The sequence below is a fragment of the Algoriphagus aurantiacus genome, from assembly GCF_035156405.1.
Classification (GTDB): Bacteria; Bacteroidota; Bacteroidia; order Cytophagales; family Cyclobacteriaceae; genus Algoriphagus; species Algoriphagus aurantiacus.
Genome location: NZ_JAXRUT010000029.1, coordinates 56,724 through 68,155 on the forward strand (window position 1 = coordinate 56,724; position 11,432 = coordinate 68,155).

General features: G+C 41.1%; 12 protein-coding genes and 1 tRNA gene. 4 read left to right on the top strand and 9 right to left on the bottom strand.

All coding sequences use genetic code 11. From position 1 onward, the window contains the following. Positions 1-100 precede the first annotated feature (100 nt). Both SYJ56_RS21850 and SYJ56_RS21855 read right to left on the bottom strand, forming a co-directional pair. Positions 101-625 (bottom strand): hypothetical protein, encoded by a 525-nt coding sequence (locus SYJ56_RS21850; RefSeq protein ID WP_323837917.1) that lies wholly within the window; start codon positions 623-625, stop codon positions 101-103. Beyond that, on the bottom strand, positions 618-1,721 hold the full coding sequence (locus tag SYJ56_RS21855) for a ferredoxin--NADP reductase (protein WP_323837919.1): 1,104 nt from the start codon (positions 1,719-1,721) through the stop codon (positions 618-620). Before SYJ56_RS21855 ends, SYJ56_RS21850 begins: the two co-directional genes overlap by 8 nt. Before the next feature lie 219 nt (positions 1,722-1,940). Between SYJ56_RS21855 and purB the strand changes: the two genes are divergently transcribed. Both purB and SYJ56_RS21865 read left to right on the top strand, forming a co-directional pair. Next, a complete protein-coding gene (gene purB, locus SYJ56_RS21860; RefSeq protein WP_323837921.1) occupies positions 1,941-3,284 on the top strand; it encodes an adenylosuccinate lyase in 1,344 nt (447 codons plus the stop codon). A 309-nt stretch (positions 3,285-3,593) separates the two neighbouring features. Continuing rightward, entirely contained in the window at positions 3,594-3,731 is a 138-nt protein-coding gene (locus SYJ56_RS21865; RefSeq protein WP_323837923.1) for a hypothetical protein, read from the top strand. A gap of 20 nt (positions 3,732-3,751) precedes the next feature. Here SYJ56_RS21865 and SYJ56_RS21870 read toward each other — a convergent pair whose 3' ends face one another. From SYJ56_RS21870 to SYJ56_RS21885, 4 genes are all read right to left on the bottom strand, one after another. Continuing rightward, the gene (locus SYJ56_RS21870; protein WP_416377828.1) at positions 3,752-3,910 is read right to left on the bottom strand and encodes an arginine deiminase-related protein; all 159 of its coding nucleotides are present in this window, start codon (positions 3,908-3,910) and stop codon (positions 3,752-3,754) included. Positions 3,911-4,109: 199 nt separating this feature from the next. Then, a complete protein-coding gene (gene ctlX, locus SYJ56_RS21875) occupies positions 4,110-5,045 on the bottom strand; it encodes a citrulline utilization hydrolase CtlX (RefSeq protein ID WP_323837925.1) in 936 nt (311 codons plus the stop codon). A 5-nt stretch (positions 5,046-5,050) separates the two neighbouring features. Beyond that, positions 5,051-5,914, bottom strand: a complete 864-nt coding sequence (locus SYJ56_RS21880; protein ID WP_323837927.1) for a hypothetical protein — start codon at positions 5,912-5,914, stop codon at positions 5,051-5,053. 4 nt (positions 5,915-5,918) lie between these two features. After that, positions 5,919-6,047: a hypothetical protein gene (locus SYJ56_RS21885; protein WP_323837929.1), complete on the bottom strand. Its 129-nt coding sequence runs from the start codon at positions 6,045-6,047 to the stop codon at positions 5,919-5,921. 92 nt (positions 6,048-6,139) lie between these two features. Between SYJ56_RS21885 and SYJ56_RS21890 the strand changes: the two genes are divergently transcribed. Continuing rightward, a complete protein-coding gene (locus tag SYJ56_RS21890; protein WP_323837931.1) occupies positions 6,140-6,562 on the top strand; it encodes a hypothetical protein in 423 nt (140 codons plus the stop codon). 56 nt (positions 6,563-6,618) lie between these two features. Here the strand turns inward: SYJ56_RS21890 and SYJ56_RS21895 are convergent, their stop codons facing one another. The 3 genes from SYJ56_RS21895 to SYJ56_RS21905 are packed head-to-tail and all read right to left on the bottom strand — an operon-like array spanning position 6,619 to position 10,727. Next, positions 6,619-8,904, bottom strand: a complete 2,286-nt coding sequence (locus tag SYJ56_RS21895; RefSeq protein ID WP_323837933.1) for a xanthine dehydrogenase family protein molybdopterin-binding subunit — start codon at positions 8,902-8,904, stop codon at positions 6,619-6,621. Positions 8,905-8,928: 24 nt separating this feature from the next. Then, positions 8,929-9,387 carry a (2Fe-2S)-binding protein gene (locus SYJ56_RS21900; RefSeq protein WP_323837935.1) on the bottom strand — a complete coding sequence of 153 codons (459 nt, stop codon included), beginning with the start codon at positions 9,385-9,387 and terminating at the stop codon, positions 8,929-8,931. A gap of 50 nt (positions 9,388-9,437) precedes the next feature. Next, positions 9,438-10,727 carry a Gfo/Idh/MocA family protein gene (locus tag SYJ56_RS21905; RefSeq protein WP_323837937.1) on the bottom strand — a complete coding sequence of 430 codons (1,290 nt, stop codon included), beginning with the start codon at positions 10,725-10,727 and terminating at the stop codon, positions 9,438-9,440. 252 nt (positions 10,728-10,979) lie between these two features. On the opposite strand from SYJ56_RS21905, the gene SYJ56_RS21910 reads away from it, so the two are divergent. Next, positions 10,980-11,053, top strand: a tRNA-Asn gene (locus tag SYJ56_RS21910). Positions 11,054-11,432 lie beyond the last annotated feature (379 nt).

Below are 11,432 nucleotides of genomic sequence, written 5' to 3' on the forward strand. Positions count from 1 at the left end.
GCTGGGCTGAAGTATTCAGGGCTTTCAGCCCTTAAAAAAAATTTGGCTCTAACCTCTTGATTCTAACATCTTATCTCTAATGTCTAACATCTAAAAAAACTTACTCTGGTCTAGATGCCAATCGTATAACCTCAGCATCTTCTTTGTTCAGTTTAAGCAAAGTTTTGATTCGTTCTGGACTAGGCTTAGCCACAGAAAAAAAGAAAAGTGCTATGGCAAAAATGACATTATAGATAGCCGATCCAAAAAAGAGCAATCCCGCCGAGCAAATCAAAGCAACCACGAAAAGCATCACATATCGCTCACGAGTAGCATTCGCATATATTTTTAGCTTTGCCAACAAATCCTCTGCCCGAAAAACAGCCTGTACTCTTTTACGAAAAAGTAAATACTGAGCCAAAAGAAGACCTATTCCAGCTCCAGACAAAATCTGACCTACTAGAATCGGTAACTCTGGAAGATTCCAGGTTACTTTCCCGGAGGATTGATATAAATAGATCATCCCGAAAATTGGAAGAACCAAAACCAATAATATCAAAATAAGTCGATCAAGGTTTTTGTAAACCTTCCTGTATTCCTGAATTTCCAAAATAGGAGTCTTAATAAGATTTTCTGAATTACTCAATAGTGATCTTCACATCATCCGTAAGTGGATGTCCCACACAGCATAGCACATAGCCTGCCTCGATTTCATGTGGACTAAGTCCTGCATCCTCATCCATTTTCACTTTACCACTAAGCAATTTACCTCTACAAGCGGTGCAAAGGCCACTTTGACAGCTATAAGGCATATTCAAATTCTGTGAGAGTCCAGCTTCAAGGATAGTCTTATCAGGAGATACCGTCACAGCATGCTCCTCTCCTTCCAAAACCACCTTAATATCTCTAGTCAGCAATCCACCGGTTATCCCGTGAGCGGCATCATCATGCGCTTTATCAGCAGCAGAAGAATAAAAGCTTTCACGATGTACTTTCTCACTAGGAACTCCCAATTCATCCAAGACAGCAACCACGTTATCCATGATCCCCTCCGGTCCGCAAGCAAAATATTCTTTGTCAAAATCAGGCTCAGATTCGGCTTTTTTCACAAACTCAAGAATACTTTCTTTAGTCAATCTACCTTTCATACCAGTCCAATCAGTACTCGGTTGGCTCAAATTATGAATCACTTCAAGCCTATCAGTATTTTTATCTACAAGGGATTCTAATTCTTTTTTGAAAATGATTTGCTCTGTGTTGCGGCTACAATACAGCAAAGACACTTTAGAATTAGGTTCATTGACTAGCACTGATTTCAGAATTCCCATGATTGGGGTGATTCCACTTCCCGCAGCTACCAAAAAGAAATGCTTCTTATTCTTGGAGTGGAAATCAGTTGTGAAAGTACCCAAAGGCTTGAGTACGTTTATAGTTTTTCCAGGGAAAACCCGCTCATTCAAAAAATTGGAAAACTTGCCCTTTGGAACACGCTTTACAGAAATGCCGGGAAATGGATCCACATAAGGTGATGTACACAGACTGTAAGATCTACGCTGCTCTTTGCCTTCAAAATCCATTACAAGTGTCAGAAACTGGCCTGGCTTATAATCCAGAAATGGCTCTGGTTGCTCAAAATACAAAGTGACTGTATCTTCTGTCTCTTTAACTACCTCCCTCACTTTTAGTGGCAAAAACTGTGTTTTCTTTATCTCTTCCTTCTTTTTCTTAAATATATTGAACATTCCTGATCTGAGCTTTTATGTGTTTATATGGTTGCAAAATTAACGCCCAAAGCCAAATATTCTGGCTTGTATGTAATTATTTGCAAATGTTAACCCAGATAATGCCTCGGTGGTTCGAATTATTTGAAGGATATTTCCCGAATTAGCCTGCGCAAACCCGAAGTTTTGGCTTCAAAAAATTAACTTTGCTGCTTCCCAAAACCAAATTGATTTAAAGTGATGGAACTAAATGCATTGACCGCGGTGACTTCTGTAGATGGACGCTATGCTGGCAAAACAGCTCCTTTGAGAGCCTATTTTTCTGAATTCGCCCTGATTAAATACCGTGTTCATGTAGAAGTGGAATATTTCATCGCACTGTGCGAACTACCACTTCCTCAACTAAAGGATTTTGATCATAATCTTTTTGAGAACCTTAGATCAATCGTGACTGATTTTTCGCTTTCTGATGCAGCTACCATCAAAGCCACCGAAAAAATCACAAATCATGATGTGAAGGCAGTGGAATATTTTCTAAAAGAGAAATTCGATGCATTGGGATTAGAAGCCCACAAAGAGTTTATACACTTTGGTTTGACATCTCAGGACATCAATAATACTGCCACCCCTCTGATGCTGAAGGAAGGCTTGAATGATGTGATTTTACCACAGCTTAATGCCGTGCTCGAAAGACTTCAAGTTCTGGCAAATGACTGGGCAGATATCCCAATGCTTGCAAAAACTCATGGACAACCGGCATCTCCTACCCGTCTGGGAAAGGAAATTGAAGTCTTTGTAGTTCGCCTTACCAATCAACTTATATTACTAAATCATATTCCATATTCCGCAAAATTTGGCGGAGCCACGGGCAATATGAATGCTCATCATGTCGCGTATCCATCCTACGAATGGAATGAGTTTGCCTTTCTATTTGTGGGAGAATACCTAGGACTTGAGAGAAGCTACCCTACCACTCAGATTGAGCATTATGACAACCTTGCAGCCGTATTTGATGGATTAAAAAGGATCAATACGATTCTTTTGGATCTATCCAAAGATGTGTGGCAGTATGTGGCGATGAATTATTTCAAGCAGAAAATCAAAGCTGGTGAGATAGGCTCTTCGGCCATGCCACATAAAGTCAATCCGATTGATTTTGAAAATGCCGAAGGGAATTTGGGGATTGCGAATGCGCTTTTGGAGCACTTGGCTGCGAAACTTCCAATTTCTCGATTACAACGTGATTTGACTGATAGCACTGTTTTGAGAACAATTGGCGTACCGTTAGGGCACATGCTCATCTCCTTTGAGTCCCTGTTAAAAGGCCTAGATAAACTTGAGCTGAATGAAGCTGCAATTCATGCTGATCTGGAAGATAACTGGGCTGTAGTAGCTGAAGCCATTCAGACAGTGTTGAGAAGAGAAGGCTTCCCAAAACCTTATGAAGCGCTTAAAGACCTGACTAGAACAAATACCAAAATCACAGAAAAATCAATCTCGGAATTCATCTCCAATCTTCCTATTTCGGATGAGTTAAAGGCTGAATTACGTATGATTTCTCCATTTAACTATACCGGGATTTAGTCGAATTAGGTTCTTAGATAATCCAAATTTTAACAGAGCTTGAGAATCAAGAAATGTCGCCTATTCTTGATTCTCAAGCTCTGTTTTTTTCAATAAGTCTCTGATTTATACTAATTAACAATCACAAATTCCTATTTTTTACTACTATTCCCAATTGAATAGGCTCATCTAGTCAGTTAAATACAATCTTCAGCTATTGGATTGTATTTATTTTATAAAAATTGAGTATTTTACTTTTACCAAACAAAAAAAGCATCTTGTTCAAACCTGAGTGCTTTTTATCATTTAATCTTTATAAAATCAAATATCATGGCACCTAAAAAAATCATCAAGTCTGCTTCGGAGGATGAAGCAACAAATTCAACAACACCAATTGTAAAAAACATCATAGAATTGGACAAAACTGAACTTGTAAGGAAAAAGAAAGTAGATCCAGGTATAGAATAGCCTAGGGGCATTTACTAGAGCTAACTATTTGCCAATGGCAAAAAAATCTCAGCCATCATACATCGCGCACTTCCTCCGCCCAATTTTTCGATGGTAGGAATGGAAGGACTTATGATGGTTGAGTATTTTTCTATCAACTGGATCTGTCCAACATTCAGTGATTCGAGTGCAGTTGCCATGCCGCTGTTCGTGTCTCACGAACAGCATAATTTGTTCAAAACTCTTTGCTTCCGATTGTGTCTCACGAATGATGAAATTATCCCTAGTGGAAAAAACACATCAAAGTCTTTCTCCTATGTGAGTTTCACGTGAGTGAAGACACTCACGTAGGCGTAACGTAGATCTAGGTATAGAATAGCCCAAGGGTATGTACCAGAGCTAACTATTTGCCAATGGCAAAAAAATCTCAGCCATCATACATCGCGCACTTCCTCCACCCAATTTTTCGATGGTTGGTATGGAAGGACTTATGATGGTTGAGTATTTTTCTATCAACTGGATCTGTCCAACATTCAGCGATTCGAGTGCAGTTTCTGACATTATGGTGAATTTCTCACCCCCATCATTCCCTACTTCAAGCATGTTTCCAGCAAAGTGAAATTTTTGCTTTGGCGTAATCGGAACCAATTTTTTACCGGCCTGAGTCAAACTCTTTTGCACGGCCTGCTTTTCAGAAGCTTTTGGAATACTATCCAAACAAACAACTGCCAGATCAGTCCCTATATGCATCATCACGTTGGTATGATAGATTGGACTGAGCACACCATGAACATCCTGTATTGCATGGAATCCTACCACTTCGTAACCAAGTATCTTACTTAAATAATCAAGTGGAATTGCATGAGTGCGCTCAGAGTAGCAGGCATAGATAATTTTGGCCTGATGATCTATTACCATACTTCCAGTGCCTTCTAGATATTGTTCATCGTCTTCGAAAAAACTCAAATCAATAATTTCATCAACTTTAAACTTGCGCTTCATCAAGTCCTCAATCAAGTCTTTCCTTCTCTCCAATCGTCTGTTTGGAGAAAACATGGGATACAAAATCAATTTCCCGTCTGGATGTGTACTAAACCAATTGTTGGGAAATACTGCATCGGGTTTGACAGGCTCAGGTGTATCCTCCTCGACTATCACATTAACTCCTTGATCCCTGAGCATTGCTACGAATCCATCAAACTCTTTTTGTGCCAGCGAATTGATTTCACTTAACGGTCTAGTATCTGATTGTTGATAAAAGTTATTTTCAGCAGTTTCTGGATTGAATCCGAAATTTGCTGGGCGAACCATTAGAATAGTAGAAGAAGTCTGCATTAGATTTATTTGGCAGTGTACTTATAAAGAACGGGAACCAAATCGAATCGTTTTTCACTCAGTGTATAGAATGCCTTTCCATCTGGTCTAAAGCCAATAGCTTCCCCTTGAGGTTCTGGCGAATATGGCAATTGAATAGGTTCTCTGCTCATTGCTTTTTCGATGGTTTCCCCAGCATTTCTCCGCCAATAGTAAATTGTTAAATAATTTTTTACGAGAATTTGACTGCCATCTGCCGAAATATCTGCTCCAGTAGCACTTGTAAGCGGTAGTTTGATCAATTCCTCTAGTTCTATCTTATCAGCTCCAAATTTATCTGCCGGTAGCCGATATAGCGTATTGAGACTATCCCGTTTGGAAAGAATAAAAATATCTCCTGAAATAGGGTCAACCATTAGCGATTCGGCATCTCTAGCTCCTCCCGGATATTTCAGTATTGTCTTTTCAGGAATTGCCTGACTTATAGGATTTCTAGTATCTGGCTCAGGAACTCGATAAATAACAACCTCCTCGTGTACAGCATTATTATCACCGATTTCCCCCACATAAATATAGGACTTGCCATCTCCTCCCGGACCTATTGCTATATCTTCCCAATCTCTATTCTTAGTCTCTGAAAATTCAATTTTCCCTATATTATTTCCCAATGAGTCTAGTAAATAAACAGCCGCCTCTCCTCCACTATCGTTATGAACATATATCACACCTGGAAGCGTTTTGCTACACGCCAAACCTGAAATCTCATCTAATCCATCATCTTTTAGTGTGGCAACAGGAACACCTTCACCAAAACTTGTAACTAATTCTTGCTGGGCATTGACACAAGAATATGAAAAAAATAAGATGACCACTCCTAACGGTATTTTCATATGATTATAATTGATTTTTATTGGCCATCCCGATAGCTATCGGGAGGAATCTCGCAAGGTGAATAATCATCCCTTTGTGTGTTCCCGTAGGTACGGGATCATGCTCGATTTCATAGGATAACTTTAAATTCATTCTAAAAGTAACTAAAATGGCGAGTAGCCTTACTATTAAACTTACCCTTGGTAGGTTATTTTTATATTAGCGGACAATTAAAAAGCTGAAAAATGGATCCTATTCTTAAGAAAATGACATGGAAAGAGGGTATGAACATCCAAATCTGGAACGCCCCACCAGAATTAAATGAGTTAATTTCAACATGGGAAGCAGCTGGCTTGATCCAGCCTGCTGTCAAACCTGATTTTATGTTGGCTTTTGTTCAAACTGAAGATGAAGTGAAAAAATATTTTTTCGAGATGCAAAACCTCGCCCCAGAAGATCAGCAGATCTGGTTAGCTTATCCTAAGGGGACTTCGAAGCGATACAAAGCTAAAATCAACCGGGATTCAGGCTGGAAATATCTGGGTGAGTTTGATTACGAAGGCGTGCGCCAAATCGCCATCGATGAGGATTGGTCTGCTCTTCGTTTTCGCAAAACAACCCATATCAAAGTACTCTCACGAAAGTTCAGTGTAAAAGATCAAAAATAAAAAATCAGTCTCAATCCCGATTGCTAGTTCTGTTAGGATTGAGACTGATTGAAAAATTAAATACTGAAAGGCAGCTTATAAATTCTCTTACCAGTCATTTGATACATGGCATTGGCCAAAGCAGGAATAAATGGTGGAACCGGAGGTTCTCCCACCCCTGTTGGCTTGATCTGGCTTTCTATGATATGCACATGAATATTTTTAGGTGAAGCTGGCATTCGAATAATCTGATACGTATCAAAGTTATTTTGCTGAACATGTCCTTTGTCAAAAGTGATGGCAGAGGTGGTTGCTAAACTAGTTGCAAACTGAGACCCACCTTCAAACTGGGAGCGAATTCGATCTGTATTTACGGCAACTCCGCAATCCACAACATAGAAGACATCTGAAATAATAGTGTTGTCTTCAGCTCCTTTCTCCAGCATTACTACGCAGGCTACATAGGTTAGAAAACTTTTGTGAGCAGCAAAACCCATGATTTTACCGGCAGCTTTGTTGGCTGCCCAATCTGCCTTTTCGGCTACGCTGCGAATGACATTTTTCATTCTTCCTGTATTCCATGGATAGTCTGTTATATTCTCTCCATAGTTGCCATATTCACCCCCCACTATTTCTGATTGGAAGGTAATGTCCCGATCTTCTCCCAAAAGTTCTAAGGCATTTTCAATCGCATCTTTGCCTCTTGCTTCTGCGATTTCATCCATCATCGCATGCACGGCAAAAGCATGATGAATATTACTCACAGAGCGAAGCCATCCTATTCTGGTATTACCGGTGGATTCATGAGATTCTATGCGAATATTGGGCACATCAAAAGGAAAGTCAACACAACCTAATGCCATTTCACCATCAGACGGGTGCAATTCTTCTTTACTGCCGGTAGCTCCGATGGCCGGAAAAACGGTATGATGGTTCCAGCCAGATAAATTCCCTGCTGAATCCAACGTTGCTTTGATTCGCTGTGCGCTATGCGAATGAAAAAAGTCAAAATGAAGATCATCCTCTCGTGTCCACTGAACCCGAACAGGCGCATTTGCTGCTTTAGATAGCAATGCTGCTTCCACGACAAAGTCTGGCTTTGATTTTCTTCCAAATCCACCGCCAAGCAAGGTTACATTTACTTTGACATTGGCACTATCTGCTCCAATTGCTGCCGCTACAGCTTCTCTAGCCCATTGAGGATGCTGACTAGGTGCCCAAACCTCACAGGATCCATCTTCCTTGACATCTGCGATTGCCGCCGGTGGCTCAATGGTGGCATGGGCATAATAGGGAGCCTCAAAAGTCCTTTCCAAGGTTTTAGATGCCGATCTTCCAGCTCCATCAAAATCACCTCTTTCTCTTCTGACTTTTCCCTTTCCTTTGGTACTTTCGAGCATTTCAGCTTGCTGCCGGTCTGAATTATAATTTTGATTTTCACCCAAATCCCACTCAATCTCCAGCGCATCCCGCCCTTTAATGGCAGACCAGGTATTAGTCGCAATCACAGCTACTCCTTCCAGCGCCTTGTCTAATCCCGGCGGAAAGCCTGAACCATCGATTTTGACCACTTGCACTACTCCCGGCACAGCCAATGCTTTTTCATCCGAATAGGCAATCACTTTTGCACCAATGACCGGCGTTCTTTTGATAACAGCAATTTTCATGTTTGGCAAATTCACATCTGCTCCGAATACCGCTGTGCCACGTGTGATGTCATCAATATCATAAATCGCCACATCTTTCCCTATCAGTTTATACTGAGAAAAATCCCTCAGTTTCACATCTGCAGGAGCTGGAACCGGCGCGTCTTTTAGTTTTCCTACCAACTCCCCAAAGCTTACTTTTTCCCCCTTACCTGAATGGATCACCATACCATTTTGAGTATCACATTCAGATGTCTCTACTTGCCAATCAGCTGCTGCTACGGAAATCAACATGTGTCGAGCTGTAGCCCCGGCTTTTCTCATCGGCTCATAAAACATTCGGACAGAAAAAGAACCATCGGTATTTTGGTTGCCATACTTTTCCTCATCTCCTTCAGCTTGTACGATCTTAATTTTGGACCAATCTGCACCTAGCTCATCTGCCAAGATCTGAGGAAGCGTAGTACGGATACCAGTGCCCATCTCAGATCTGTGAGCTACCAGCGTCACTTCATTATCTGAGTTGATACTTATATAGACATTGGGAGCAAAAGTGACAGGTTCACCCTTTGCTCCCAAACACTGGAAACTCACTCCCAGGAAAAGTCCACCTGTGGCTAGAGATCCAAATTTTAAAAATTCTCTTCGTGAAGGTGAAAAAACCTTACTTTGATCTTCTCTTTTTGAATTGTTCAGAAATGGAATAGTTGGAAGCATAAGAATACGATTAAGTGGGAGAGATTAAAGTGATTTTGAGGCAGTCATAATTGCTTCTTTGATACGATTGTAGGTACCGCATCTACAAAGATTCCCAGCCATCGCTCCTTCGATTTCTGCTTCGGTTGGGCTAGTATTTGCATTCAACAAAGCCGCAGCACTCATTATTTGCCCTGATTGGCAATAGCCACATTGAGGGACAATATGTTCCACCCAGGCTTTTTGCACCGGATGATCCCCCTCTACCGAAAGGCCTTCGATAGTGGTGATCTTACCGTCTCCGACAGTAGATATTGGGAAAGAACAAGATCTCACCGCCACTCCATCCAGATGGATGGTACATGCACCACAAAGCGATTGTCCGCAACCAAATTTGGTCCCTGTCATTCCAAGTAGATCTCGGATCACCCATAATAGTGGCATATCCTCCACAGCATCTACTGTCTGTTCTTCTCCGTTGATTGTTAATGTATAGTTCGGCATTGTGTTTTGAATTTTTTATTAAGATAAAATATCATTTGTTAGTCAGTAATTCATGCTCCGATCAAATTCCATTTATCCCGATAAGGCCTGAAAAGTAATTGGTTGGCAACTTCATTATTTTTGAAAAGTTCATGCTTGGCATCCCATTTCAACTCTTCCTTCAACTTAAAGGAAATCAAAGCCAGGTGCATAGGCATGGTCATATTTCTTGCGTATTCGAGGTAAGATTCCGGTTGGCTCTGCGCCTTTACTGCATCAATAAAATTCTGTTGATGTCCGGGTGACCTTATTATTGATTTGGGAATTTCAGGGATATCCTCCACCACCTTGCCATCGATCCGGATTTCCCTGGTGGAATAATCACAGATCAGGGTGCCTTTAGTTCCTTCAAAATACGCTCCTATACTCCTGTCTGCCGCCCCCGCTACATCTGGTGGCGTAGAAGTCCAGTGTAGGTTGAGCTTTTTGAATTTAAAATCAACATCGATCCATTTGGGGGTATCTCCGGCGCCATCAGATTTTTCTCCATTCGCCCTTACTTTTTTTAATCCGGAAGGGCTAATAGACCACCAGACAATATCGGCGATATGGCACCAAAAATCTTGAAAAACCCCACCGGAATATTCCATAAAATACCGGTAATTGAAATGGACCTTTTCAGGTGAATAATCAGAGTAAGGAGCTGGACCAAGCCACATATCCCAGTTTAAATTGGAGGGCGGTGCCTGATAGTTTAAAACAGGAATCAAGGGAGGCTCGCCAGTCTTCCAAAGCCGTACTGTTTTGATTTTCCCCAAAACACCAGATTGGATGATTTCGGCTACCCGGTGATAGTTTTCACCCGCATGGATTTGGGTGCCCAATTGGAAAATCCTACCGGTTTCCTTTTGGGAATTCAGCATCAACTTGCCTTCTCGCTGAGAATAGGACAGCGGTTTTTCACTATACACATCTTTTCCCGCCTGAAACGCCAAAATTGCAATCTGAGCATGCCAGTGGTCAGGAGTGGCGATGGTAATCGCATCTATATCCTGCCTGTCTAAAACCTTTCTGAAATCTGAATATACCTGAGCTTTGGTATCAGGATGAATTTGCTTCAGTTTCAAAAGAGCTTCGTGGGCATGAAGTTCATCTACATCACATAAGGCTACGATTTCTGCTTCAGGCAAATTAGCAAACCAGTTCATATGATTTAAACCCATTCCCCCTAATCCTATGTGAGCAATTCTAACCCGGTCAGAAGGGGCTGCCCGTACCCCCGAAAAAGGCAAAAAATGAAGTCCAAGTGTTGTCAGGGCAGAATATTTCACAAATTCTCTTCTCTTAAGCTGTCGAGTCATGGTTGGGTGATTTTGGGTTAAAAAAGCAAAGAGCAATAAATTAACAAATCCAAAAGAAAATCCTTCATAACTAAGTATTAAAATTGTTTGATCGGAAAAAATTCCAAAAAAATAAGTCTCTGATTTTGAAGTATGAAAGCATGGAAAACACAAATCCCTCCGTTTTTTTACCAGCCTCATTTGGAATAAATGGAATAGCCTCCTACATTTGCATCACCAATTCGGAACACGCTCCGGATAAATAAACAACATTCCTCCTTAGCTCAGCTGGTTAGAGCATTTGACTGTTAATCAAAGGGTCCTTGGTTCGAGCCCAAGAGGAGGAGCAAAACCTGATACGAAAGTGTCAGGTTTTTTTGTTTTAGCGCAGTTGGTTAGAGTCCCGTACGTACGGGATTAATCAAAGGGTCTTTGTACGCCTGTCCTAAATACCAAGTGATTCGGGAAGCCCAACCCACCTCCGGTCGGCAGGGAGGAGGAGCAAAACCTGATACGAAAGTGTCAGGTTTTTTTGTTTTAGATCAGCTGGTTAGAGTCTTTAGGGTTTGTCCTATATCCATACAACGTCAGCTAACCACACATTTTATAGGTGGCTAGTAAAAAACACACCTTCTTAGAAGGTGGCTTTGAATAGCCCCTGTAAGGGGCGTTTGGCATTGAACTAGAAATCAAAACCCTGTTGTTGGTCTTCTTCCTTTCGTTCTT